The organism is Arthrobacter celericrescens, from assembly GCF_003614925.1.
Classification (GTDB): Bacteria; Actinomycetota; Actinomycetes; order Actinomycetales; family Micrococcaceae; genus Arthrobacter; species Arthrobacter celericrescens.
In genome coordinates this window covers 81,755-106,351 of record NZ_QYLP01000033.1, presented here as the reverse complement: position 1 = coordinate 106,351, position 24,597 = coordinate 81,755, and the positions used below count along the sequence as shown (strand labels likewise).

Here is a 24,597-nt window from a genome sequence, read left to right as displayed (position 1 = left end):
CACAGCAATAGCTACATGACGCGCTGGCCGAAGTTGTGCCGCCGGATCCAGGCGTGCATGGCGATCGCGGCGGCCGAGGCGGCGTTGATGGACCGGGTGGAACCGTACTGTTCGATCGACAGGGTGGCGACGGCGGCCTCGTGCACTTCGGGGGTCAGGCCGGGGCCTTCCTGGCCGAACACGAGGACGCAGTTGCGGGGCAGGTCGTAGCTCTCCAGCGGCACCGAGTCCGGGAAGATGTCGATGCCGATGATGGCCAAACCCTCCCCCTGCGCCCAGGCCACGAAGTCCTCCACGGTGGGGTGGTGGCGGACGTGCTGGTAGCGGTCGGTGACCATGGCACCGCGGCGGTTCCACCGGCGTCGTCCGATGATGTGGACTTCCTTGGCGAGGAAGGCGTTCGCGGTGCGCACCACGGTGCCGATGTTGAGGTCGTGCTGCCAGTTCTCGATGGCGATGTGGAAGTCGTGCCGTTTGGAGTCGAGGTCAGCGACGATCGCCTCATGCTTCCAGTACCGGTACTTGTCGACGACGTTGCGGCGGTCGCCGTCGGCCAGCAGGTCAGGGTCCCAGTGCGCGCCTTCGGGCCACTCACCTTCCCAGGGCCCGACGCCGACCTCCACGGCGGCGGTTTTCCCGCCGTCGGGTTCTGCTGGGGTGGGGGCTTCGGAAGGTGCGTCGTCATTCACCCCTCAACCCTAACGGGGCTGCCGGGACCCGGATGGCGCGTAACCCATGGGCGCCTTGTGTTTCGGCGCACCGAAAGGTGAAAGACTTGGGGGCAGAATCAGCCACAACAGCGGAGGTAAGAATGGCGAAGACAGACGCGGCCCCCAAGACCGGCGCGGCGTACCGCAACGGTCACGAGATTGAATGCTGGCTGACGGACATGGACGGCGTCCTGGTCCACGAGAACCAGGCCATTCCCGGCGCGGCCGAACTGATCCAGCGCTGGGTGGACACGTCCAAGCGCTTCCTGGTCCTGACCAACAACTCGATTTTCACCCCGCGCGACCTCTCCGCCCGCCTGAGCTCCTCCGGCCTGGAAATCCCCGAGGAGAACATCTGGACCTCGGCCCTGGCCACTGCCCAGTTCCTGAAGGACCAGGTGGCGGCCGGCGGACCGGATTCCGGGAACCGCGCGTACACGATCGGCGAGGCGGGCCTGACGACGGCGCTGCACGAGGCGGGCTTCATCCTCACCGACCAGAACCCGGACTTCGTGGTGCTCGGCGAGACCCGCACCTACTCCTTCGAGGCGATCACCACGGCCGTGCGCCTGATCCTGGGCGGGGCACGGTTCATTGCCACCAACCCGGACGCCACCGGACCGTCCAAGGAGGGCCCGCTCCCGGCTACCGGCGCCATCGCCGCCATGATCTCCAAGGCGACAGGCCGCGAACCGTACATCGTGGGCAAGCCCAACCCCATGATGTTCCGCTCCGCCATGAACCGGATCGACGCGCACTCCGAAACCACGGCAATGATCGGCGACCGGATGGACACCGACATCATCGCCGGGATGGAAGCCGGCCTGCACACGGTCCTGGTGCTCAGCGGCATCACCCAGCGCGAGGAAATCGCGGCGTTCCCGTTCCGGCCGAACCAGGTGCTAACCTCGGTGGCCGAGCTCAAGGACCAGATCTAAGAAGGACAACGGCCATGGCGGTGCTGAATCTGCGGCCCCTGTTGGGCGGCCGGCTGGTGCGGGGCAGCCAGCCTTTCGGCATGGACGCGGCGGCTACTGCGGAGTTCCTGGCGGCGCACGGCATCCGTACGGTGGTCGACCTGCGCAGCGTCCGGGAACGCGACCTCCTGCCGTGGCAGCTGGCCCAGGGCAACGGCGTCGAACTGTTGGAAAGTCCCTTCGACACCGCGCCGCACGGCCTTCCGCCGGTGGTGGGCACGGCCGAAGAACTCGGCGAGCTGTACCTGGGCTGGGTCCGCACGGGCCCGGCCTGGGTGGCTGCCTCCCTCCGGCCCGCGGCGCACGGCACCGCTTTCGTGCACTGTTCGCTTGGCAAGGACCGGACCGGTGTGATCTCGGCCTTGGCCCTGCTGGCGGCCGGCACGGACCCGGAGGCCGTGGTGGCCGACTACACCGCCACCACCGCGGCCCTGCCGCAGCTGCTGACCGTCATGGCACAGACCTGGAGCGTGGCGGTGCCGGCCCTGCCGCCGCAGGCCTTCAGCCCCGAGCATATGCTCCTGCAATCCCCCGAAGGTGCCATCCGGCACTTCCTTGCCGGATTCGGGCGGGAATTCGGCGACGCCGCGGGCTACCTGCGCGACGCCGGCCTGAGCGCCGCCGAGCTCGACGCACTCCGCGGCCCGGCGGCCTGAGCCGGGCAGGACGCCCAACGCAAGCCGCCCGCCGTCGTCGGGATCAGAACGCCGTCACCCGGCCCGCCGCACCTGGCAGCGGGAACAGCTCGTCCTCGAGCGTCTGGACGATGGGACGGTAGACGAACGGGTTCCACTGCGGGCTGGCGTGCGGCGGGAGGGCGCCGTCGGTCCTGAGGTCCGCGGTGGCCATGTTCTTCCGGAAGGTCCGCGACCAGCCGGCCCGCGCCGTTTCGTAGTTGACGGTGTTGTCGCGCGGGTTGCCGACGAACGCCATCTTGGTCTTCCCCAGCCGGTCGACGAAGCGCGTGGCGTCGTAGTGGTAGATGTAGGCCGATTCGCTCTGGATCAGCACGCTGGACGGGGCGATCGGGGTCAGCTGTTCCAGGGTCTGGTCCAGGATCTGCCGCCAGCTGCGCTCGTTCTTGTGGGCCACCCGCTCCCCCAGCTCATAGCCGCCGCGCAGCACCGACGGCACCCGGAAGCCGCTCTCGTAGAGGAACACGACGCCGTCGAACCAGCTCTGGTCCAGGACGTCGTACTTGCTGTACGGGGAGGAGTCGAGCAGGATGAACTCCACCGCGATCCCGTGCCACTCCCGCAGCCGCGTGGCCACCTCGGTGGCGAGCATTCCGCCGAAGCTGTGGCCGTAGAAGTAGAGTTTGCGCAGCTTGCGTTCCCGGGCATAGGCGACGACGGCGTCCGTCACCTCATCGACTTCCAGGCCGAGGTTCGAGTACCCGACGGCGGCCAACTGGCCCCGCTGCCGCAGCGCGTTGCGCAGGGAGTTGAGGATCCACTGTGCCTCTTCCCAGCTGGTCTTGTAGCCCGGGAAAAGAATCCACGCGGCGTCGGGAAAGTACGCCGTGGCGACGTCGTCATCCACGGTGAGGATCTTCGTGACGCGCCGCTCGGCCTGGATCTGCCGGGTGATGAACATGTCCGTGGCGAGCAGTCCGGAGGCGCCCGCGCCGATCAGGAAGCTGCGCCGGGAGAAATCCTTGAGCTCGGCGGCCTGGCGGAGGATCCTTGCGGCGTGCTCGGCTGGCCGCCGCTCCGGCACATCCGCAGCGGCTGGCACATCCCCCCTGCGGTAATGCTCCACACTGCCAGCTTATGACGTTGCCTGCGGAGCCCCGAAAGTGCCAGCGGGCAAGCACGGTCTTACGGCCGTTTGGGGACCTAGTGCCTGCAGTCGGTCAGGCGTACCGTCTTATCCAAGCAAGAGCGGCCGGGCAACGGGCCGGAGCGCGTTGATGTTGCCGCATTACCGCCCCAGGGTGGAGGAACCGACGATGGCTGGATGGAACGCAGACACTGCCGCAGGCCCCTTGGGGAGCGGCGCGGTGACGTTGGTGGAAGGATCGTCCTTCTGCATTTCCTTGGCAAACGGGGACATCCAGCCCGGACACCCGCACGGCCTTTTCGTTCAAGACACGCGGATTCTTTCCCGCTGGAGCCTGACCGTGAACGGCCAGCCCCTGGAACCGTTGGCCGCGGAAACCAAGGAACCCTTCAGGGCGTTGTTTGCCGGCAGGGTTCCCCGTTCCGACGGTTACGCTGACAGTCCGCTCATCGTGGAACGGCTGCGGGAAGTGGGAGCCGGGCTGCTGGAGAAAATCACCATCCGGAACTTCTCCGTGAACCCGGTCGAATGCGTTGTGCGCATAGGGATAGAGGCGGACTTCGCCGACCTGTTCGAGGTGAAGGAAGCACGGCTGGAACGCCACTGGGAGGAAACCCGGCAACCGGGCGACGTTTCCCTCAACATCCGCGGGCTCTGGGAGGGCATTCGGAAGGAGGTCATCGTCACGGCACCAGGTGCCGACGTCGGACCTGATGCAGTTGCGTATCGGACGGTCGTGCCCCGGCAGGGCCACTGGACCACCGCGCTGACCGTCGTGCCCGCTTCGGAAGGCGAGGACACTCTGGCACCTTTCTTGCATCCAGAGGCAGGAGGCCTATCGCCCCGGGACCTGCGCCGGCAGGAATGGGTGCGGAAGATTCCGGTGGTGCAGGTGGGCAACCACGTCATTGAACGGACCCTGCGGCGCAGCTATGACGACCTCGGCGCCTTGAGGATTGAGGATCCGGCACACCCCGAACACGTTGTCGTAGCGGCGGGGGCGCCGTGGTTCATGACCCTGTTCGGGCGGGACTCGCTGTGGGCTTCTGAGATGTCGCTGCCTGTGGACCCGTCGCTTGCCTTGGGCACCCTGCAAACCTTGGCGGACCACCAGGGCAAGGTGGTGGACGAGATGAGCGAGGAGGAGCCCGGCAAGATCCTGCACGAGGTCCGGCTGGACGTGTCCAGCGGCCTGGCGCTTGGCGGCAAGTCCACCTACTACGGCAGCGTGGATGCGACGCCGCTGTTTGTCAGCGTCCTGGGCTCAGTGAGCCGCTGGGGTTTCGCCTCGGAAACAATCGCCGCCCTCCTGCCGCACGCGGACCGGGCCCTGGCCTGGATTGAGGAGTACGGGGACAAGGACGGCGATGGATTTGTTGAATACCAGCGCCTCAACGAGCGCGGCCTGATCAACCAGGGCTGGAAGGACTCGTGGGATGGCATCAACTTCGCCGACGGCACACTTGCCGAACCTCCGATCGCGCTGTGCGAAGTGCAGGCGTACGTCTATGACGCCTATATGGCCCGGGCCTGGATGGCCTTCGACGCCGGTGACGCCGGATTGGGAACAGAGCTGACGGAGCGTGCGGAACGCCTTAAGGAGCAGTTCAACGAGCGGTTCTGGCTGCCGGACCGCGGGTACTATGCCATCGCGCTGGACGGTAACAAGAAGCCTGTGGACGCGTGCGCCTCCAACATGGGGCAATGCCTGTGGTTCGGCATCGTGGACAAGGACAGAGCCCCGTTGGTGGCCGAGCGTTTGATGTCTCCGGAAATGTTCAGCGGCTGGGGCGTCAGGACCTTGGCCAGCGACATGGCTGCATACAACCCGGCGAGCTATCACAACGGATCGGTCTGGCCGCACGACAACGCGGTCATTGCCGCGGGGCTGATGCGCTACGGCTTCGTGGAGGAGGCGCAGCGAATCGCCACTGCGTTGCTGGAGGCAGCCGAGTACTCGGAGGGGCGCCTGCCAGAGCTGTTCTGTGGCTTCGACCGGGAACAGTTCGCGGAGCCGGTTGCCTACCCCACGGCCTGTTCCCCGCAGGCCTGGGCGGCCACCGCGCCGATCATGCTTGTGACGAGTCTGATGCGCTACGACGCCCACGTTTCCCGCGGCGGCCTGTGGATGGACCCGGTGCTCCCCGAGGCCTTTGGCGACCTGCACATTTCAAACGCCCCGGTAGGGCGTGGCCGGGTCACCATCGACGTCACCAATTCAACTGCGTCAGTCACGGGGCTGCCCGACGGCGTGACTTTCCATCGCGGGCACCGGCCTTGGCTGACCGAACTGGTGGACCAATTCAAGCCGCACGAGCAGGCACCGCAGGGGTGAAACGTCCTCAGAATTTAGGTAACGGGGAGCCTGTCGACGACCGGAGCCTGAGGCTTTGCAAGGTGTTCCGGCCTAAGGATCTCCTCGAGTTGCTCCGCCGTGAGCAGTCCGCGTTCGAGGACCAGCGAGGAAACACTCGCCCCGGTGGACAGGGCTTGCCGGGCGATTGAGGTTGCCGCGTCGTACCCGATGATCGGGTTGAGGATGGTGACGACGCCGATGCTCGCCTCGACCTGGGACCGAAGGTATTCCTTGTTGGCCGTGATTCCGTCAATGCAATGGTCGGCAAGGGTAGTGCATGCCGCGGTGAGGTGGGCCAGGCTGGCGAACAGCGAGCGCGCGATGATGGGCTCGAAGGCGTTGAGCTGCAGCTGCCCGGCTTCGGCGGCAGCAGTAACAGTCAGGTCGTTGCCCATCACTTCGAAGGCCACCTGGTTGACGACTTCCGGAATGACAGGATTGACCTTGCCGGGCATGATGCTCGATCCCGCCTGGCGCGGAGGCAGGTTGATTTCGGCGAAACCCGCCCGGGGACCGGAGGAGAGCAGCCTCAGGTCGTTGCAGATCTTGGAGAGCTTCACGGCAATCCGCTTCAGCATCCCGGAGAAGAGCACGAAGGCCCCGCAGTCCTGGGTGGCTTCCACGAGGTTCCCGGCCGTCACCAACGGGAGCCCGGTTATTCCGCTGAGGTGGGTGCGGGCAATCGCGGCATATCTCGAATGGGTGTTGATGCCGGTTCCGATTGCCGTTGCCCCGAGGTTGATTTCATGCAGGTGGACCATTGCCTCGCGGAGCCGAAGCTCGTCTTCTTCCACCATCACTTCGTAGGTGCTGAACTCCTGCCCCAACGTCATAGGGACGGCATCCTGCAGCTGGGTCCTGCCGACCTTGACGACGTCGTCGAACTGGACCGCTTTGCGGGCGAGGGCGCGGCGCAGGTGCTGCATGGCCGCCAGGAGTTCCAGGCCACCCTTGATCGTGGCGATCTTGATGGCCGTGGGGTAGACGTCGTTGGTGGACTGGCCCATGTTGACGTCCCCATTGGGATGGATCGCGCTGTAGGCACCCTTGCCGAGGCCAAGGTGCTCCAGCGCCCGGTTGGCTATGACTTCATTGGCATTCATGTTGGTGGAGGTGCCGGCCCCGCCTTGGATGACGTCGACGACGAACTGGTCCAGCAGCCCGCCCTCCTCGATGTCCGCACAGGCCTGGACAATAGCGTCTTTCTTCGCCTCGGCGATCAGTCCCAGATCGAAATTGGCGAGCACCGCCGCATGCTTGACCTGGGCGAGAGCCTTGACCAGCTGGGGATAGGCGGAGATCGCGGTGCCGGTGATGGGAAAGTTTTCCACGGCCCGCAGGGTCTGGATCCCCCAGTAGGCGGAGGTCGGAAGAGTCCGGGTTCCCAGGAAATCTGTCTCCGTCCGGCCCGCCGGGAAATCCGGTTCGGCGCCGTCGGGAATGGGTGCTGTTGTGTTGTGTGCCATGGTTCGGTTCGACTTCCGGAAGGACTGATTAGGTGGAGGGGAAGTTGTAGGAGGCGCCGGAGGCGTCCTTGGCTTCCGGCCAGCGGGAGGTGATGACCTTGCCGCGGGTGTAGAAGGAGACGCCTTCGGGGCCATAGATGTGCTTGTCTCCGAAGAGGGAGGCCTTCCAGCCGCCGAAGGAGTGGTAAGCCACCGGGACCGGGAGGGGGACGTTGATGCCGATCATGCCCACATCCACCGAGCGCTGGAACTTCCGTGCCGCAGCGCCGGAGGCGGTGAAGATCGCGGTGCCGTTGCCGTAGGGGTTGGCGTTGATCAGGCTGATGCCGTCCTCAAGCGTGTCGACGCGGACGACCACCAGGACGGGTCCGAAGATCTCCTCGGTGTAGGCGCTCATTCCGGTCGTCACGTGGTCGATCACGGTGGGGCCCACCCAGAAGCCTTCTTCATGGCCGGGGACAACGAGCTCGCGGCCGTCCACCACCACCGCGGCGCCGGCAGTTTCGGCTTCGGTGACGATTTTGACGATGCGTTCCTTCGAGGCCGGGGTGATGACCGGGCCCATGTCCGCGCCGGGCTCGGTGCCGTTGGCGACCCTGACGGCGAGGGCGCGTTCCCGGACCTTGGCGACGAGGGCGTCGGCGGCGTCCCCGACGGCGACGGCAACTGAGATGGCCATGCAGCGCTGCCCGGCGGAACCGAACGCGGCGGCGGCCAGGTGGTCGGCGGCGTTGTCCAGGTCGGCGTCGGGCAGGATGATCGCGTGGTTCTTCGCCCCGCCCAGGGCCTGGACGCGCTTGCCGTGCTTGGTGGCGGTTTCGTGAACGTACTGGGCGATCGGGGTGGAGCCGACGAAGGAGATACCGTCCACGTCGGGGTGGGTCAGCAGGCCCTCCACGGTGTCCTTGCCGCCGTGCAGGACCTGGAACACCCCATCCGGCAAACCGGCCTGCTTCCAGAGCCTGGCCAGCAGCAGCGACGGGGACGGATCGCGCTCGGAAGGCTTGAGGATGAACGCGTTGCCGGTGGCGATCGCCATGGGCGCCATCCACAGCGGCACCATGACGGGGAAGTTGAACGGAGTGATGCCGGCGACGACGCCGAGGGGTTCGCGGAAGGAGAACACATCGATGCCGGTGGAGACCTGGTCCGAGTAGTCGCCCTTGAGCAGGGACGGGATGCCGCAGGCGTATTCGATGACTTCCAGGCCCCGGCCGATCTCGCCCTTGGCGTCGGAGAGGACCTTGCCGTGTTCGGCCGTGATCAGGGTGGCCAGTTCTTCCACGTGCGCGGCGACGAGTTCACGGAACTTGAACAACACCGCGGTGCGCTTGGCCAGCGAAATGTCACCCCAGGAATCAGCGGCCTTCTTAGCCGCGGCCACTGTCGCTTCCAGGTCTGCCCGGGTGGCCAGGCTCAACTCGGCCGTGACCTGGCCCGTTGCCGGGTTGTACACGGGGCGGGTGATGCCCCCTGAGCCTGCGGTCTCAACACCGTAGATGAAGTGCTGGATCCGGGAGAGGGTCGTCGTTGACCTGGTCATGGCAGTTGTCCTTAGGAAGTGAACGCTTTTGCGGTGAATGAGGGGCTCAGAAGCCGGGGACGTATCCGAGGGACTTGTCCACGATGTTTTCCAGCGGTTCGCCATTGCAGTACCGCCGGAGGTTCTCCACGAAGAGTTTTCCGAGGTCATCGAGGTAGTCCACGGTGTCACCGCACATGTGCGGGGTGATGATGACGTTCTCCATCCCCCACAACGCATGCCCTTCCGGCAGCGGCTCGGGATCCACGACGTCCAGGGCAGCAGCGGCGATGGAGCCCGATTCGAGGGCGGCGATCAACGCATCTGTCTCAACGAGTTGTCCCCGCCCCACATTGATCAGGGCTCCAGTGGCCTTCATGGCTTCCAGGACCCTGGCATCGACCAAACCCCTGGTTTCCTCCGTCAACGGTGCGGCAAGAACCACGTAGTCGTAATAACGGACAATCTGGGCCAGCTCGCGGGAAGAGTAGATCAGGCCAAAGTCTGCGTCCCCGGACCGGCCGGTCCGGCCTGCGCCGTCGACCTCCATCCCCACAGCCCTGAAAAGCCGGGCAATTTCACGGCCTATGGAACCCGTGCCCACCACCAGCGCGGACTGCCCCTGGATCTTGCGGGTGGTCCGGTGCTGCCAGCGCTGCTGTTGCTGCAGCCGGAACGAACCCTGCGCGTCTTTGGCCAAATCGAGTACAAATCCGAGCGCGAACTCCGCAATTGCCCGGCTCAGCACACCACGGGAGTTCGTGTAGGTAACGTCGCTTGCCACCAGCTCATCAAACATCAGCTGGCTCACCCCGGCTGCGGAGACATGGACCCACTTCACTGATGAGGCGGCGTCCCAGTTCTCCTTGAGCGCGGGCGAGAAGGAGTGCCATTGGTACAGCACGTCCGCCCCGTTCAAAGCCTTCGCGAGGCTGTCCGCCTTGGTCAACCGGACCTCGGCGAGCCTTTCGATCTCTGTTAGCCCCGGCGGCAGCGCCTCCCTGTACAGGACCGCAACCTTCGGGCGCCCGGCCTCCCTTGCGGCAGTCACGGCGCCGATGTCCCTGAAACGGCCGGCTGGTCAGCGGCCAATAGCTCGATCGCCGCGAGGACAGCGGCCGTGAATTCCGACGTCGAGGATGTCCCCCCGACGTCGCGGGTTCCATGGCCGTCGCGCAGTGCGGACTCGAACGCCGCCTGGAGGTGCGCGGCCGCCTCGGGATGGCCGAGGTGCTCCAGCATCATCGCTCCGGACCAGATCTGGCCCACCGGGTTGGCGAGGCCCTTGCCGGCGATGTCCGGAGCCGAGCCGTGCACCGGTTCGAAAAGGGACGGGTAGTACCCGTCCGGGTTCAGGTTGGCACTCGGCGCCAGGCCGATGGACCCCGTGACGGCGCTGCCCAAATCGGACAGGATGTCACCGAGAAGGTTGGACGCAACAATGACATCCAAGGTCCAGGGCTTCAGGACCAGGTGCGCGGCGAGTGCATCCACCAGCTCGTGCGTGACCGCCACCCCCGGATAGCCACCGGCGGTTTCCTCCACCACCTCGTCCCAGAAAGGCATGGTGTGGATGATGCCGTTGCTCTTCGTGGCGGACGTCAGCCTTCCACTGCGGGCAGAGGCGAGTGAGGCCGCGAAGTGGGCAACCCGGGAAACACCCAGGCGTGTGAAAATGGTTTCCTGCACGGCGCTTTCCTGCGGCAGGCCGCGGTACATCCGTCCCCCGACCTCCGAGTACTCGCCCTCGTTGTTCTCCCTGACGATCAGGAGATCAATCGGGTACTTCGCTGCCAGAGGCGAGGCCACGCCGTCGAGCGTCTTGACCGGACGGAGGTTGACGTACTGCTGGAACTCCCGGCGGATCGGGATCAGCAAGCCCCACAGCGACTCGGTGTCCGGAACCTCCGGATCGCCCACCGCGCCGAGGAAAATGGCGTCATGCCGGGCCAACTGGTCCAGGCCATCAACCGGCATCATCCGCCCATGCCGCTTGTAGTAGTCGGAACCCCACTCGAAATGGGTGAAGTTGAGGCTCAACGAATGGATGGCTGCAATGCGCTCCAGGCAGGCGATTGCTGCCGGGACAACTTCCTTGCCAATGCCATCACCTGCAATGACCGCGATGTTGTGGGTATTCATGGATTCTCCGTTTGCCTTCAGGCCGGTGCTACTGCGGGGTCGCCGAGGTTGACGATCGTGTTCTTGGGTTCGGTCATTTCACGGACGGCATGCCGGACGCCTTCGCGCCCGACGCCGGACTTCTTGAAGCCGCCGAAAGGCATGGAATCGATCCGGACGTCGCTGGTTTCGTTGATGACGACGGCGCCGACGTGCAGCTTGTCCGCGATCGACAAGGCCTGGTCAATGGACCGGGTGAACACCCCGGCCTGCAGGCCATACTCGGTGTTGTTGGCTGCGTAGACGGCGTCCTGGACCTCGATGAACGGCAGGATGCTCACCACTGGGCCGAACACCTCGTCCCGGATGACCCGGCATTTCGAAGGCACATCAGTCAGGACTGTCGGTTCGTAATAGGCGGCCCGTCGTTTGCCGCCGGCGTGCAGGGTGGCCCCAGCCGCTGTGGCTTCGTCGACCCATTCCTCCACGCGGCGGGCCTCGGCCTCGGAAATCAGCGGCCCGATGTCGGTGGCGCGGTCGAACTTGGGCCCGGCTTTCAGCGACTTGGTGCCGCGGACTACGTGCTCCAGGACACGGTCGTAGAGCGAGATGTGTACATATACCCGCTGCACCGACAGGCAGTTCTGCCCGGCCACCCCGAACGCACCTGCCACGATCGCAGCCGCTGCGGTTTCGGGATCAGCGTCAGCGCACACAATCGTGGCGTTGTTGCCGCCGAGTTCGGACAGGATCTTCTTCGCTCCTGCAGCGGCGGCGATCCGGTCCGCAGTTACCGGGCCGCCCGTGAAGGAGATCAAGTCCACCCGCGGATCGGTGACCAGCGCTTCGGACACGCCCTCGCCGGTGACGATCGCTGCAATCCGTCCCGACGGAACTCCGGCTTCCAACAACAGCTGTACCAGCGCGAGTCCGCTCAGCGGTGTCCGCCCGGACGGTTTGAGCACGACGCCGTTGCCGCCGATCAGGGCCGGGCCGAGTTTATGCGCCACCAGGTTGAGCGGATCGTTGAACGGCGTGATCGCCGCGACGATGCCCACGGGCTTCCGGCTGTACCAGCCGACCTTGGCCCCCGCGGCCAGGCTGTCCTCGAAGGCCAGCGTTTCCCCCACCAGCTCTTCCGCCGCGGCGGCGGACAACCGCAGGGTTTCCTGGCAGCGGCGCACCTCGCGCTCGGCCTCGCTGATTGTCTTGCTGCTCTCCGCCGCGATGATGGAAGCGAAGCGCCCGGACTGCTCACCCAGCAACTGCACAGCCTTCTCCAGCGCCTCGCGCCGGGCACGAAGGGGCCAGTCTGCAAGCTGCAGATCGCGCTGGATATGGCCGATGGCACGCTTGACGTCCTCCGGCGCGGAGGCGCACACATGCCCCACGACGAATCCGTCCTGGGGATCCCTGACCTCAAGGGTCATCCCGCCGGTCTGCCAGCGCCCTTCAAGGAAGGCACCTCCAGGAAGGTTGGCGACTTCTGAGCGGCTGTCCCCCGTTTCCGGGCGCGCGTCATCGAGGATTGTTGATGGCAACATGTGGTCCCTTGGCTAGGTGGGTGATTGGGTGGTTGGTAGCTGGCCAGCCGGTCCCTGCTGGCCAGCTGGTCTATTTGATCCGGTCGATGATCTTCGCGGCCGCCCCAATGAAGGGCAGGAACCACGGCGGACCAAAGTGGCCGGGAACGGGCGGGTTCTTCAGGTCTTCCCACACATTGGCGCTCTTGTCTCCGCCCATGTAATGCGCCATCCGCTTGCCCATGTGGGCCGCCATCTGGACGCCATGGCCGCTGTAGTTGAGCGAGTAGAAAAGCCCATTGTGCTCGCCGGCGTGGACCATCTGGTCCATCGACAGATCCACCAGGCCGCCCCAGATGTAGTCCACCTTGGCGTTGGACAGGTACGGGAAGAGCTCGAGCATCGCCTTGCGGAGGATCTCTGCGCTCTTGACGTCCGAGTCGGGGCTCGAGAGCGCAAAGCGCGCCCGCCCGCCGAAGAGGAGCCGGTTGTCGGGCGTGATGCGGAAGTAGTAGGTGAGCATCTTGCTGTCCGAGGCCTGGCGCCTGTTGGGGAGGATCCGGTTCACCACGTCTTCGGGCAGCGGCTCCGTGACAATAATGAAGCTGCCCACCGGGATCACGCGGCGCTGCATCCACGGCGTAATGCTGCCGGTGTAGCCGCTGGTGGCGACCAGGACCTGCTTGGCACGGGTGATACCCCGGGTGGTGTGGACATCGTGCACGGTGCCGCTGACCCGCTTGAGCTCGGTCACTCCCGCGTTTTCGCAGATCAGCGCGCCGGCCGTTGCGGCTGCCCCTGCGAGGCCGTGGGCGAACTTACCGACGTGGAGTCCCGCGCCCTTCGGGTCGAGCATCGCTCCCTTGTAGAAGTCGGTGCCGATCTCACTGTGGATGTCGGCCTTCGGGATGAGGGTGACATAGTGGTCCACGTGCTTGGCCAGCAGTTCCTGGGACTTCTTGAAGCCGTCATTGTGCGACTCGTGGTAGGCCAGCGAGAGCTTTCCGAAGCGGTTGAAGTCGCAATCGATGGCGTGGTCATGGACCAGCTTCTCGATGCTGTCAATGGCGTCGTTGTACTCACGGAACATCTCCACGGCGCGGGGCACCCCGTACCGCTTGACCGCCGTGCTGAATCCAATGGCCAGGCCGGTGGTGGCCATGCCGCCATTGCGGCCGGACGCGCCCCAGCCCACGGTGTGGCGTTCGAAGACGGCGACGCTCGCACCCTGCTGGGCGAACTCAAGCGCAGCGGAGAGGCCGGTGAACCCGGCACCGATGATCGCGACGTCGACAGCTTCCGGGACAGGGGTGCTGCGGTAATCGCCGGAAGGTTCGGCTGTGTCCAGCCAGTAAGGGATGAGTTTCACGGGATGGCCTTTCGCCTCGAAGTCGGTCTAGAGACCGAGGTGCTTGTTGATCTCGTCCAGGGACTTAGCAACGTTGAGGTCATAGCCCGGGCCAATGGGGTCATAGCCACGGTCCAGCAGCCAGAGGTTCCGGAAGCCCATGTCGTGCATCGGGTGCACGTCGTAGCGGGTGTGCGAAGAGATATGCAGGAAGTCCTCCGGCCTGGCGTTCAGGGTGTCGAGCATGTACTCGAAGGCCTGGTAGCGCGGCTTGTAGGCCTGGGCCTGCTCAGCGGTCAGCACGGCGTGGAACTCAGCGCCGAGCTTCGGGATGCTGATGTCCAGGAAGCTGTTATCGGCGTTGGACAGGGCCACCAACTTGTAGTTGTCGCCCATGAGCTTCAGCGGGGCCGGCACGTCCTCGTGGGCAACCCAGCCGCGGACAGCCTCGGCGAACTGTGCGCCGGCATCCTCGTTCGACTCAATGCCCCAGTACTTGCACACGCGGTCGAAGGAGTCCTGGAGGATCTGCTCGTAGGGCTTGTAGGCACCACAGACCTCGTCGAAGCGGTACCCGCGGAAGACCTTCTTGAACGCGGGCCACTCTTCTTCAGGCAGGCGGCCATCCAGCAGGCGACGCGTGGTGGGATCGATGTCGAAGTTGATCAAAGTGCCGTAGACATCGAAGGAGATGTACTTCGGCCGGTTGGTGGTTGCCATAATTCGTCCGTTCATAGATGACTTTTGCGGGACGCCCGGTGGTCCGCCGTCCCGCTTCAGGTCGTGTGGGGGGCCGGAGATTCCTGGGCGTCGAGAACCAGATGCTTTGACTGTAGGTCCCAGAATTGTAGATTGTCAACAGTTTCTGTTGCGAAACCTTCTCATGTAACCCGGGGCCCAAACCCGCGCCAAATATTTCACTTATCGTCGATTGTTGACAATCTGCGATTTGAGGAGTTGCATAGGCAGTGGATGCAGAACGAGACCCGTATCACAGCACTTTGAACCCAACACCTCCCCGATTGCCCCTGGGACCGGCTTCCGAACTGACAAGGACGCCACTTGGAAGCCCTCCGAAAATACCCACTCGTTCGGCGAAACCAACTTCACCTGAAACCCATTTTTGAAGGGAAGCATCATGAAGACAATGAGCAAGATCCAGACTGCCGCTACCGGACTTGCGGTGCTGATGGCTTTGAGCGCCTGTGGCGCTGCCGCGACGCAGGACCCGCAGAGCTCGAACACCGCCGACATCTCGGCAGGCATCCAGCCCGATGCCAAGGCTGTCAGCCTGCTTCCGCAGTCCTACAAGGACAAGGGCGAACTGACGGTCGCGATGGACCTGCACTACCCGCCGACGACGTTCCTCGCGGAGGACAACCAGACGCCGATCGGCCTGAACCCGGACATCGCGCGGCTCATCGCAAAGAAGCTGGACCTGAAGCTGAAGTTCGAGGACACGAAGTTCGACACGATCGTCCCGGGCATCGATGGCGGCCGCTATGACTTCACGGCCACCACCATGTCCAAGACCGAAGAACGGCTCGAGGTGCTCGACATGATTGACTACTTCAAGGCCGGCAGCTCCGTGGCCGTGGCCGCGGGCAACCCGCTGAACCTCAGCATGGAGACCCTGTGCGGCAAGAACATCGCCGTCACTGCCGGCTCCACCGGCCAGCTCAAGCGCCTCCCGGCCCTCTCGGAGCAGACCTGCACCTCGAAGGGACAGCCGGCGATCAACGCCGTCACGCTGCCCAACGTCCAGGAAGCCCTGACCCAACTGCACTCCAAGCGGATCGACGGCATCCTCTACGACACCACCGCACTCGGGTGGGCCGCGAAGCAGCAGCCGGACTCCTTCACCCTCCTCGGCCGGGTCAATGTCGGCTCGAGCGACGTCACCGCTATCGGCGTGAAGAAGGGCTCACCGCTGACCCCCGCCCTGCAGGCCGCCATCCAGTCCGTCCTGGAGACCCCCGAGTACAAGAAGTCCCTCGAGACCTGGGGTCTTGAGTCCGGCGCCATCACCGACGCCAAGCTCAACTAGGGGGCGCCTCCATGGTCACAACTATCAGCAAAGGAAGTGAAACCACGATGGGTGGCATCGATGCAGCCCTCAAGCCGCGGCTTCGGCTTCGGACTCCCACCGAGTACGCCGGATGGGTCCTGAGCATTCTCGTCGGCCTCGGGATCCTCGCCTCGGTCCTGACAAACCCCAACTTCAAGTGGGGCATCGTCGGAAAGTACTTCTTCGCCGAATCGATCCTGCGCGGCCTGGTGCTCACCGTTTTCCTCACGGTCGCGAGCATGGCACTGGGAACGCTGCTCGGCCTTGCCTTGGCGGTCATGCGCGCTTCCCACGTGAAGCCGGTTTCCATCGCCGCGGGCCTCTACCTCACCCTGTTCCGCGGCACCCCGGTGCTGGTGCAGCTGATCTTCTGGTTCAACATCTCCGCGCTCTACCCTGACCTGAGGATCGGGATCCCGTTCACGGACATCGGCACGGCCGTGGACACGAATGCGATCATGGGCCCGATCACCGCAGCCCTTGTGGGCCTGACCCTCAATCAGGCCGCGTACATGGCCGAGATCATCCGCGGCGGTTTTTCCGCCGTAGGGAAGGGACAAATCGAGGCCGCCGATTCCCTGGGCATGAGCGCCGGCATGCGGATGCGCAAGGTCATCATCCCCCAGGCGATGCCCTCGATCATTCCAGCGACCGGCAACCAGTTCATCGGCATGTTCAAGGAAACCTCCCTCGTCAGCGTGCTCGGCGTCGCGGAATTGCTCCAAAGCGCCCAGCTGATCTACGCCCGGACCTACGAAACCATCCCGCTGCTGATCGTCGCCAGCCTCTGGTATCTGGTGATGACCCTGCTGTTGAGCTACCCGCAGGCCCAGCTCGAGAAACGATACTCCCGTGCAACCTCCACCTTGCCGCGCAAGGCCAAGCGGGTTGCCCAACCGGAAGGCGCTGCCCGATGAGCACCGACGGCACCATTCACGCCCGCGGAATCCGCAAATCCTTTGGACATAAGACGGTCCTGCAGAACATCGACCTGGACGTCGCCAGCGGCGAGGTTTGCTGCATCATCGGCCCGTCCGGCTCCGGCAAGTCCACCCTGCTGCGCTGTATCAACGGCCTGGAGACGGTGGACCTCGGAGTCCTGCAGGTCAACGGCGAAACCTTCGGTTACCACGAAACCGAAACCGCCTACCACGCCCTGAGCAAGAAGAAGCTGGCCGAGCAGCGCACCCGGGTCGGCATGGTCTTCCAGCAGTTCAACCTCTTCCCCAACATGACAGCCCAGGAAAACGTCATGTCCGGCCCGGTCCTGGTCAAAGGCGTGGACAAGAAGAAGGCTGCCGCCCGGGCAGACGAACTGCTGGCCAGCGTCGGACTCGACGGCCACGGATTCAAGTACCCCGCCCAGCTCTCCGGCGGACAACAGCAGCGCGTGGCCATCGCCCGTTCCCTGGCCATGGACCCCGAAATCATGCTCTTCGACGAACCCACCTCCGCGCTGGACCCGGAAAAGGTCGGCGAAGTCCTCGCTGTCATGAAGGACCTCGCCAAAAAGGGCATGACCATGGTCGTCGTCACCCACGAAATGGGCTTCGCCCGCGAAGTTTCCGACTCCCTGCTTTTCATGGACGAGGGCTTCGTGGTCGAGCGCGGCGATGCGCGCGAAGTGCTTGGCAATCCGAAGGAAGCCCGCACCCGGTCCTTCCTGGAAAAGGTGCTCTAATGACCGACGGAAAACTCGCAGTCATCGGACTGGGCAGTATCGGAAGCATGGCCCTGTGGCAAGCATCCCGGCTGTCCGACTCGGTAGTCGGCTTCGAGGCCGCCACTCCCGCCCACGGCCGCAGCGCCGTGGGCGGGGACACCCGCCTCTTCCGCATGATCTACCGCGGCAACCCCGACTTCTACCCCATCCTTCAGCGCTCCCAGCGGCTCTGGGCCGAACTCGAAGCCGAAACCGGCCAGGACATTCTCACCCGCTGCGGCGGCCTGTCCATCGGCACCGCCAACGGCCCCTACATCAACGCCGTCCTGGAAACCACCAAAGCCACCGGCGCCGAACACCAGCTCCTCAGTCACCAAGAACTGGCCGAACGGTACCCGCAACACAACCTCCGCCCGGACGACGTCGCCGTCTACGACCCGAACGCCGGTGCCCTGCGCACCGACCGCGCCGTCACCGCGGCAGTCGCCGCCGCCGAAGCCAACGGTGCCACCGTCCACCGCAACACCCCCGTGGACAGCATCACCGAAACCAACGACGGCGTCATCGTCACCGCCGGCGGCAAGTCCTGGACCTTCGAGAACGTCATCGTCGCCTCCGGCGGCTGGTCCCGCAGGCTCATGCCCGACTACCTCGAGAACGCGACGGAAACCAAAAGGATCTTCCTGTCCTGGTTCGTCGCCAACGATGCCAGCCAATTCACCCCGGAGAAATTCCCCATCTTCATCCGGATCTACGAAGACCGCTCCATGTACGGCGCACCCGCCGTCGACGGCGTCACGGTGAAGGCAACACTGGACGGCCGCGGAAAACCGACGCCGGACCCTGACGCAGTCCCCCGCGACCTCACCGCTGCGGAAATCGAAGAAACCACGGACACCGTCAGCGAGTTCTTCCCCGGCCTCATCCCGAACATCGTCCGCACCGATGCCTTCCCCGACCTCTACACCAAGGACAGCCAGCCCCTTCTTGGCCCGATCAGCGATGGCAGCCGGATCTACTGCGCCACCGGCTTCTCCGGGGCCGGTTTCAAGAACGCCACGGGCTTCGGGTACATCGCCGCACGCGAAGCCCTCGGAAAGCAGACCTTCGACGGCCTGGGCTTCATTCGCCCGGAACGATTCAAGACAAGCTAAACCGTCCTGTCACCACAGCGATACGCCTCACATCGCAAATTGTTGACAATCTACAGTCCATAAGAAAGCATGAACCCATGGCAACTCTCAGTCCCATCCTCAAGCAGGCGACCCCTGTAGTCGTCGACCACGCCCTCGGCAGCTGGATCTATGCCACCGACGGCAAGAAGTACCTCGATTTCACGACGGGCATCGGCGTCACCAGCACCGGTCACTGCCACCCTGACGTGGTGGCCGCAGCCCGCGAGCAGGTGGGGAAGATTGTCCATGCGCAGTACACCACCGTGATGCACAAGCCGCTGCTTGAGCTCACCGAACGGCTGGGAAACTTCCTGCCGCCCGGGCTGGACAGTGTCTTTTACGCCACGTCCGGCTCCGAGGCTGTAGAGGCCTCGGTGCGCCTGGCCCGCATGGCCACCGGACGGCCGAACATCATCTCCTTCCACGGCGGCTTCCACGGCCGCACCGTCGGCGCCGCCTCCCTCACCACGGCCGGCACGAAGTTCCGCTCGGGCTTCTCGCCGCTGATGAGCGGCGTGCACATCGCGCCTTTCCCGCACGCCTACCGCTACGGCTGGGATGAGGAAACCGCCGTCGACTTCGCCCTGAAGGAACTGGACCAGCTGCTGGCCAGCATCAGCAGCCCGGCCGACACTGCCGGCTTCATCATCGAACCGGTCCTCGGGGACGGCGGCTACATCCCGACCCCGGCGGGCTTCCTGCAGGGGCTGCGGGAACGCGCCGACAAGCACGGCATCGTGCTCATCGTCGATGAGGTCCAGGCCGGCGTCGGACGGACCGGAAAGTTCTGGGGACACAACTGGGCAGGCATCATTCCGGATGTCATCATCACCGCCAAGGGCCTGGCCAGCGGATTCCCGATCTCGGCCATCGCAGCTTCAACGGAGCTGATGGGCAAGGCATGGCCGGGCTCGCAGGGCGGCACTTACGGCGGAAACGCCGTCGCCGCTGCCGCGGGCGTGGCGACCCTCGCTGTCATCGAGCGCGAGAACATGGTCCAGAACGCCCTGGTCCGCGGCGACGAACTCCGCGCCGGGCTGGACAGCCTCAAGGGCCAGTTCGCCACAATCGGCGATGTGCGTGGGCGCGGCCTGATGCAGTCCGTGGAGTTCACCGCCGCAGATGGAACCCCGGACGCAGCAACCGCACTTGCCGTCCAGCAGGCGGCCATCCCGGAAGAACTCCTCCTCCTGACGTGCGGTCCCCACGGAAACGTCATCCGCATCATCCCGCCGCTCAACGTCAGCAGCGACGAGATCCAGGCCGGCCTGACCCGGTTCACCCAGGCGCTGAAGACAGCCGCCGTCTAACATTCCCCCGATTCATGAAAGCGTGACATGAGCACCTCATTCGACCCTTCGGGTCTTCACACTGAACTGTTCATCGATGGCGCCTGGCAAAAGGCTGCCAACGGAGCCACTTTCGCCGTCGAAAACCCGGCCACGCACGAGGTCATTGCCCACGTGGCCGACGGCGGCCCGGAGGAGGCCCGCGCTGCCATCGAGGCTGCGGGCCGCGCCCAGGCGGATTGGGCAAAATCCACTCCGCGCCAGCGGGCGGACATTCTGCGCAAGGCCTTCGAGTTGGTGATTGCCAACACCGACCGCCTCGCGGCGATCATGACCGCGGAAATGGGCAAGCCCCTGGCCGAGGCAAAGGGCGAAGTGGCCTACGGTGCCGAAATGCTTCGCTGGTTCTCCGAAGAAGCCGTTCGTGTTGGCGGCGACCACGCAACTTCCGTTGACGGCAACACCCGGATCATGATCACGAAGGAGCCGGTCGGCCCTTGCGTGCTGGTCACTCCGTGGAACTTCCCGCTGGCCATGGGCGCCCGCAAGATCGCCCCGGCGGTAGCCGCAGGCTGCACCATGGTGTTCAAGCCGGCGGAGCTCACTCCGCTCACATCCCTGGCCTTGGTGCAGCTCTTCCGCGAGGCAGGTCTTCCCGACGGCGTCCTGAACGTCGTCACGACGTCGAATGCCTCCACCGTTGTGGGGGCCTGGATGGGCAGCGGCATTGCCCGCAAGATCAGCTTCACGGGCTCCACCGAGGTGGGCAAGATCCTGCTGCGCCAGGCGGCGGACAATGTCATGCGGTCCTCGATGGAGCTGGGTGGAAACGCCCCGTTCATCGTCCTCGCCGACGCCGACATCGAAAAGGCAGTCGACGGCGCGCTGAAGGCCAAGATGAGGAATATGGGAGAGGCCTGCACCGCCGCCAACCGTTTCTTCGTGCACCGCTCCGTCGCCGCGGAATTCAGCGAGAAGTTCGCCAAGCGGATCTCCGAGCTGCAGGTGGGCAACGGCGCTCTGGAGGGGACCGACGTCGGACCCCTCATCGAACAGAAGGGCCTGGACAAGGTTGAGAGCCTCGTCGCCGACGCCGTCTCCAAGGGAGCTCGAATCCTGACCGGCGGAAGCCGTCCGGAAGGCCCCGGATACTTCTACACCCCCACGGTCCTGACTGACGTTTCCGCGGACGCGGAATTGATGCGCACCGAGATTTTCGGCCCGGTCGCAGCCATCACCGCGTTCGACAGTGAGGACGAAGTGCTCCGGCTCGCCAACGACACGGAATGGGGACTGGTTGGCTACGTGTTCACCGAGAACATGGACAAGGCCCTCCGCTTCTCCGCCGGGCTGGAAGTCGGCATGGTCGGCCTCAATACCGGCATCGTCTCCAATCCTGCGGCGCCCTTCGGAGGCGTCAAGCAGTCAGGCCTGGGACGCGAAGGCGGCAAAATAGGTATCGAGGAATTTCTTGAGACCAAATACACCGCAATCGCTGTGTAGTCACGCATGTAGTTAGCAAAGAATGAGATGAGGGGGATGTCGATGGCAACACCGGATGGGCTTTTTGTACTGGAAGGAAGGCCAACGGCGCAGCTGATCGCTGATCAGCTGCGGGAACAGATCGTCCAGGGAACTTTCCGCCCCGGACAGCAGATCAACGAATCCGTCATGGCCGGCCAACTGAATACGTCCAGGGGACCTCTCCGGGAGGCGCTGCAGCGTCTGTGCCAGGAGGGCATCCTCGTCAGCCATCGGAACCGTGGCGTGTTTGTCCTCGAACTGGAAACCGAGGATATCCAGGAGATCTATGCGGTCCGTGAATCTGTCGAATCGGCTGCGGCAAACGCCCTGCTGGACGGCAGCCCGGAGCAGATCAAAGCCACATGTGAAGTCCTGCGGGAGACCATCGGCGAAATGGCGAAACAAGTAGCCGTCTCCGACTGGCAAGCGATTGCTCGGCTGGACATGCAGTTCCACACCTCCTTCGTTGCCGGCGCAGGAAATTCGCGCTTGATCCGGATCTACAAGACGCTGGCCGCTGAATCGAGGATGTGCATCGTCAACCTGGAAGTTTCCTACCCCCGGGTGGACGTCCTGGTGGAGGAGCACCAAAACCTGCTGGATCTGCTGGAGGCAGGGGACCGGAAGGGACTCCTTAAGGCGATCAAACGGCACATGCAAAAGGCCGTCGAGGACCTGACCGAAAGGCAACCGGACCAGGTCACCGCCTAGCCATGGACAAACCCTGCGCTGTCTCGAACGGCTGTTGCAACACCCGGAACATCATCGGGCTTGCAACAGCCGTTTCGGGTTAACAAGGCCAGACCCCCAAGCCCCCCACAGCAGGCCCCATGGCCAGGCAAATTGTTGACAATTTGGCCAAGGGGGCGTTCCATTGCGGATAGGTGGCCCGGAAAGGGTGCCAGCACTGGGGCCGAACTCGATTAGTAGGTGCGTCGTGGCCGCGAAGATTCATCACCAAAGTAAAAGCGCGACGAGCGGGATTGACCCTGCGCTCAAACCAAGGCTCAAGCGCCGGAGCATCTTCGAATACGCTGCCTGGCTGGCCTGCAGCCTGCTTGCCGTCGGCGTCCTGTATTCCGTATCAACCAATCCAAACTTCAAGTGGCACGTGGTCGCCCGATACTTCACACACGAAACTATCCTCCGCGGGCTCATGCTCACGATTTTCCTCACGATGGCAAGCATGGCCCTGGGAACCCTGCTCGGCCTCGCGATCGCCATCCTGCGCTCCTCACGCGTGAAGCCGGTTTCCATCGCCGCGAGCCTCTACATCACGCTCTTCCGCGGCACCCCGGTCTTGGTGCAGCTGATCTTTTGGTTCAACATCGCGGCCCTCTACCCAAACCTGACGATTGGCATCCCTTTCACCAACATTGGCACCGCCGTCGACACCAATGCGTTAATGGGGCCCATCACAGCCGCCCTCGTCGGCCTAACGCTCAACGAAGCCGCCTATATGGCCGAAATCATCCGCGGCGGCTTCTCCTCGGTAGGCAAGGGCCAGATCGAGGCAGCCGACTCACTCGGCATGAGCGGCGCGATGAAAATGCGCAAAGTCATCATCCCCCAAGCCATGCCCTCGATCATCCCCGCAACCGGCAACCAGGTGATCGGCATGTTCAAGGAAACCTCGCTGGTCAGCGTGCTCGGCGTGGCCGAACTGCTCCAGAGTGCACAACTCATCTACGCCCGCACGTACGAAACCATCCCCCTGCTCATAGTCGCCAGCCTCTGGTATCTCGTCATGACCCTCCTGCTGAGCTACCCGCAATCCAAGCTCGAGCAAAAATACTCCCGCGCAACCTCAGCCCTTCCCCGCCGCGCCAAGCGGATTTTCCACACCGAACCGGAAGGTGCAGCCCGATGAGCACCGACAGCACCAGCGCAGCGACAACGGAAAGCCCCTTTGTCCTGGAGGGAAGGCCCACTGCACAGCTGATCGCCGACCAACTGCGGGAGCAAATCGTGCAAGGTGCTTTCCTCCCGGGCCAGCAAGTCAACGAGTCTGTCCTGGCTGTGCAGCTGAATACATCGCGGGGCCCCATCCGCGAGGCCCTACAGCGGCTAAGCCAGGAGGGAATCCTCGTCAACAAGCGCAACCGCGGCGTCTTCGTGCGGGAACTAACCTCCGAGGACATCCGGGAAATCTACGCTGTCCGCCAGGCATTGGAGTCAACAGCTGCGGAGGAACTCCTTGCTTCCCCTTCTGAAACCATTGAGGAGACGTGCAGCGTCCTCGAGGAGACGCTCGGCGAAATGGCCAAGCAGGTAGCAGTCTCCAACTGGCAGGAAATCGCGCGGCTGGATATGCAGTTCCACACGTCCTTCGTGTCCGGTACTGGAAACTCCCGCCTCATCCGGAGCTACAAAACCCTGGCCGCCGAATCGAGAATGTGCATCCTCAACCTCGAAGTCTCCTATCCGAGGGTGGATGCGCTTGTCGAGGAACACCAGGTCCTCCTCGATCTGCTTGCACGCCGTGACAGAAAGGCACTCCTCAGGGCCATCCGGCTACACCTGGAAAAGGCTGTCGAGGATCTGACCACGCAGCACGACAAGGCCCTGGGCGCCTAGGGGCTGCGCAGCCCGCGTGGAGCCGGCACGCACTCCCCGCCTAATTCGCACCACCCGCCCCCTTCAAATTGTCAACAATCGACGATATGCTTGTTGTCACGATCCTGCCGCTCCCCCGCATTCCCAGGATCCCTGGTTCCCCGCATTCCCACGGCCGCTTCCGGCAGCCCCCTGCGGCACCACGCCCCAAAAGCATCAGAAAGGTAGACAAAGTGCGACAGAGCAGTCACACATCTCTCTGGAAGTCCCTCGAGCAAGGTGACCTCGTCATCCTGAGCCAGGCCGGAGTCCCTTGCCACCGCGGCTCCATCGATGACCGGACTGAAGATGGGCAATTAATCTGGGTGACCGATGACATCGGCCACCGCCGGCTTTTCCATATCGATGACGACTACGAGCTGATGATTTACCGCGATGCGTTCCCTCGTTAGGCCTCCTGCACGCCGCGGACAAGCGAACACATGCTCACTGTGATGGTTCTAATCGCGGCTGGTTT

22 protein-coding genes are annotated in these 24,597 nt (G+C 64.3%); 13 read left to right on the top strand and 9 right to left on the bottom strand.

Annotation, left to right across the window (positions count from 1 at the left end; all coding sequences use genetic code 11):
* Positions 1-11: 11 nt before the first annotated feature.
* Positions 12-623 (bottom strand): TrmH family RNA methyltransferase, encoded by a 612-nt coding sequence (locus D3654_RS08495; protein ID WP_245413150.1) that lies wholly within the window; start codon positions 621-623, stop codon positions 12-14.
* 188 nt (positions 624-811) lie between these two features.
* Between D3654_RS08495 and D3654_RS08490 the strand changes: the two genes are divergently transcribed.
* Together D3654_RS08490 and D3654_RS08485 are read left to right on the top strand one after the other, a co-directional pair.
* Positions 812-1,648 (top strand): HAD-IIA family hydrolase, encoded by an 837-nt coding sequence (locus D3654_RS08490; protein WP_120521061.1) that lies wholly within the window; start codon positions 812-814, stop codon positions 1,646-1,648.
* Between the two features lie 14 nt (positions 1,649-1,662).
* The gene (locus D3654_RS08485; RefSeq protein ID WP_120521060.1) at positions 1,663-2,343 is read left to right on the top strand and encodes a tyrosine-protein phosphatase; all 681 of its coding nucleotides are present in this window, start codon (positions 1,663-1,665) and stop codon (positions 2,341-2,343) included.
* A 43-nt stretch (positions 2,344-2,386) separates the two neighbouring features.
* On the opposite strand, the gene D3654_RS08480 is transcribed toward D3654_RS08485, so the two are convergent.
* Positions 2,387-3,424 (bottom strand): thioesterase domain-containing protein, encoded by a 1,038-nt coding sequence (locus tag D3654_RS08480; protein WP_120521059.1) that lies wholly within the window; start codon positions 3,422-3,424, stop codon positions 2,387-2,389.
* Between the two features lie 214 nt (positions 3,425-3,638).
* Here D3654_RS08480 and D3654_RS08475 point away from each other — a divergent pair, with 214 nt between their 5' ends.
* Complete coding sequence (locus D3654_RS08475) at positions 3,639-5,804, top strand: amylo-alpha-1,6-glucosidase (protein ID WP_120521058.1); 2,166 nt, start codon at positions 3,639-3,641, stop codon at positions 5,802-5,804.
* A gap of 14 nt (positions 5,805-5,818) precedes the next feature.
* Here D3654_RS08475 and aspA read toward each other — a convergent pair whose 3' ends face one another.
* The 7 genes from aspA to D3654_RS08440 all read right to left on the bottom strand — a co-directional run bounded on the left by aspA (position 5,819) and on the right by D3654_RS08440 (position 14,525).
* On the bottom strand, positions 5,819-7,291 hold the full coding sequence (aspA, locus tag D3654_RS08470; protein WP_120521057.1) for an aspartate ammonia-lyase: 1,473 nt from the start codon (positions 7,289-7,291) through the stop codon (positions 5,819-5,821).
* A 28-nt stretch (positions 7,292-7,319) separates the two neighbouring features.
* Positions 7,320-8,834 (bottom strand): CoA-acylating methylmalonate-semialdehyde dehydrogenase, encoded by a 1,515-nt coding sequence (locus tag D3654_RS08465; protein WP_120521056.1) that lies wholly within the window; start codon positions 8,832-8,834, stop codon positions 7,320-7,322.
* Between the two features lie 46 nt (positions 8,835-8,880).
* Complete coding sequence (locus D3654_RS08460; RefSeq protein ID WP_120521055.1) at positions 8,881-9,864, bottom strand: D-2-hydroxyacid dehydrogenase; 984 nt, start codon at positions 9,862-9,864, stop codon at positions 8,881-8,883.
* Positions 9,861-10,955: a tartrate dehydrogenase gene (locus D3654_RS08455; protein ID WP_120521054.1), complete on the bottom strand. Its 1,095-nt coding sequence runs from the start codon at positions 10,953-10,955 to the stop codon at positions 9,861-9,863. Before D3654_RS08455 ends, D3654_RS08460 begins: the two co-directional genes overlap by 4 nt.
* A 17-nt stretch (positions 10,956-10,972) precedes the next feature.
* Positions 10,973-12,478, bottom strand: coding sequence for an aldehyde dehydrogenase family protein (locus D3654_RS08450; protein WP_120521053.1), 1,506 nt, complete (start codon positions 12,476-12,478; stop codon positions 10,973-10,975).
* Positions 12,479-12,548: 70 nt separating this feature from the next.
* The gene (locus D3654_RS08445; protein WP_120521052.1) at positions 12,549-13,826 is read right to left on the bottom strand and encodes an NAD(P)/FAD-dependent oxidoreductase; all 1,278 of its coding nucleotides are present in this window, start codon (positions 13,824-13,826) and stop codon (positions 12,549-12,551) included.
* A gap of 27 nt (positions 13,827-13,853) precedes the next feature.
* Positions 13,854-14,525, bottom strand: coding sequence for a haloacid dehalogenase type II (locus tag D3654_RS08440; RefSeq protein WP_120521051.1), 672 nt, complete (start codon positions 14,523-14,525; stop codon positions 13,854-13,856).
* Between the two features lie 418 nt (positions 14,526-14,943).
* Here D3654_RS08440 and D3654_RS08435 point away from each other — a divergent pair, with 418 nt between their 5' ends.
* The 10 genes from D3654_RS08435 to D3654_RS08390 all read left to right on the top strand — a co-directional run bounded on the left by D3654_RS08435 (position 14,944) and on the right by D3654_RS08390 (position 24,532).
* Positions 14,944-15,852: an ABC transporter substrate-binding protein gene (locus tag D3654_RS08435; RefSeq protein ID WP_120521099.1), complete on the top strand. Its 909-nt coding sequence runs from the start codon at positions 14,944-14,946 to the stop codon at positions 15,850-15,852.
* Between the two features lie 11 nt (positions 15,853-15,863).
* Positions 15,864-16,790, top strand: coding sequence for an amino acid ABC transporter permease (locus D3654_RS08430; protein ID WP_245413147.1), 927 nt, complete (start codon positions 15,864-15,866; stop codon positions 16,788-16,790).
* Entirely contained in the window at positions 16,787-17,554 is a 768-nt protein-coding gene (locus D3654_RS08425) for an amino acid ABC transporter ATP-binding protein (RefSeq protein ID WP_120521050.1), read from the top strand. The genes D3654_RS08430 and D3654_RS08425 overlap by 4 nt, the downstream gene beginning before the upstream one ends.
* On the top strand, positions 17,554-18,690 hold the full coding sequence (solA, locus tag D3654_RS08420; RefSeq protein WP_120521049.1) for an N-methyl-L-tryptophan oxidase: 1,137 nt from the start codon (positions 17,554-17,556) through the stop codon (positions 18,688-18,690). The genes D3654_RS08425 and solA overlap by 1 nt, the downstream gene beginning before the upstream one ends.
* Before the next feature lie 77 nt (positions 18,691-18,767).
* Positions 18,768-20,021, top strand: a complete 1,254-nt coding sequence (locus D3654_RS08415; RefSeq protein WP_120521048.1) for an aspartate aminotransferase family protein — start codon at positions 18,768-18,770, stop codon at positions 20,019-20,021.
* A 27-nt stretch (positions 20,022-20,048) separates the two neighbouring features.
* Complete coding sequence (locus D3654_RS08410; RefSeq protein WP_120521047.1) at positions 20,049-21,503, top strand: NAD-dependent succinate-semialdehyde dehydrogenase; 1,455 nt, start codon at positions 20,049-20,051, stop codon at positions 21,501-21,503.
* Positions 21,504-21,545: 42 nt separating this feature from the next.
* Positions 21,546-22,235: a GntR family transcriptional regulator gene (locus D3654_RS08405; RefSeq protein WP_120521098.1), complete on the top strand. Its 690-nt coding sequence runs from the start codon at positions 21,546-21,548 to the stop codon at positions 22,233-22,235.
* A 226-nt stretch (positions 22,236-22,461) separates the two neighbouring features.
* Entirely contained in the window at positions 22,462-23,394 is a 933-nt protein-coding gene (locus tag D3654_RS08400) for an amino acid ABC transporter permease (RefSeq protein WP_245413146.1), read from the top strand.
* Complete coding sequence (locus tag D3654_RS08395) at positions 23,391-24,101, top strand: GntR family transcriptional regulator (protein ID WP_120521046.1); 711 nt, start codon at positions 23,391-23,393, stop codon at positions 24,099-24,101. Before D3654_RS08400 ends, D3654_RS08395 begins: the two co-directional genes overlap by 4 nt.
* Before the next feature lie 212 nt (positions 24,102-24,313).
* A complete protein-coding gene (locus tag D3654_RS08390; protein ID WP_120521045.1) occupies positions 24,314-24,532 on the top strand; it encodes a hypothetical protein in 219 nt (72 codons plus the stop codon).
* Positions 24,533-24,597: the final 65 nt, after the last annotated feature.

What these genes read in the sequence shown, in the direction of transcription:
- D3654_RS08440 (WP_120521051.1), bottom strand. Translation starts at nt 14,525, where the DNA reads ATGGCAACCACCAACCGGCCGAAGTACATCTCCTTCGATGTCTACGGC.
- D3654_RS08465 (WP_120521056.1), bottom strand. Translation starts at nt 8,834, where the DNA reads ATGACCAGGTCAACGACGACCCTCTCCCGGATCCAGCACTTCATCTAC.
- D3654_RS08485 (WP_120521060.1), top strand. Translation starts at nt 1,663, where the DNA reads ATGGCGGTGCTGAATCTGCGGCCCCTGTTGGGCGGCCGGCTGGTGCGG.
- aspA (WP_120521057.1), bottom strand. Translation starts at nt 7,291, where the DNA reads ATGGCACACAACACAACAGCACCCATTCCCGACGGCGCCGAACCGGAT.
- D3654_RS08405 (WP_120521098.1), top strand. Translation starts at nt 21,546, where the DNA reads ATGGCAACACCGGATGGGCTTTTTGTACTGGAAGGAAGGCCAACGGCG.
- D3654_RS08475 (WP_120521058.1), top strand. Translation starts at nt 3,639, where the DNA reads ATGGCTGGATGGAACGCAGACACTGCCGCAGGCCCCTTGGGGAGCGGC.
- D3654_RS08450 (WP_120521053.1), bottom strand. Translation starts at nt 12,478, where the DNA reads ATGTTGCCATCAACAATCCTCGATGACGCGCGCCCGGAAACGGGGGAC.
- solA (WP_120521049.1), top strand. Translation starts at nt 17,554, where the DNA reads ATGACCGACGGAAAACTCGCAGTCATCGGACTGGGCAGTATCGGAAGC.
- D3654_RS08435 (WP_120521099.1), top strand. Translation starts at nt 14,944, where the DNA reads ATGAAGACAATGAGCAAGATCCAGACTGCCGCTACCGGACTTGCGGTG.
- D3654_RS08455 (WP_120521054.1), bottom strand. Translation starts at nt 10,955, where the DNA reads ATGAATACCCACAACATCGCGGTCATTGCAGGTGATGGCATTGGCAAG.
- D3654_RS08490 (WP_120521061.1), top strand. Translation starts at nt 812, where the DNA reads ATGGCGAAGACAGACGCGGCCCCCAAGACCGGCGCGGCGTACCGCAAC.
- D3654_RS08395 (WP_120521046.1), top strand. Translation starts at nt 23,391, where the DNA reads ATGAGCACCGACAGCACCAGCGCAGCGACAACGGAAAGCCCCTTTGTC.
- D3654_RS08425 (WP_120521050.1), top strand. Translation starts at nt 16,787, where the DNA reads ATGAGCACCGACGGCACCATTCACGCCCGCGGAATCCGCAAATCCTTT.
- D3654_RS08410 (WP_120521047.1), top strand. Translation starts at nt 20,049, where the DNA reads ATGAGCACCTCATTCGACCCTTCGGGTCTTCACACTGAACTGTTCATC.
- D3654_RS08430 (WP_245413147.1), top strand. Translation starts at nt 15,864, where the DNA reads ATGGTCACAACTATCAGCAAAGGAAGTGAAACCACGATGGGTGGCATC.
- D3654_RS08415 (WP_120521048.1), top strand. Translation starts at nt 18,768, where the DNA reads ATGGCAACTCTCAGTCCCATCCTCAAGCAGGCGACCCCTGTAGTCGTC.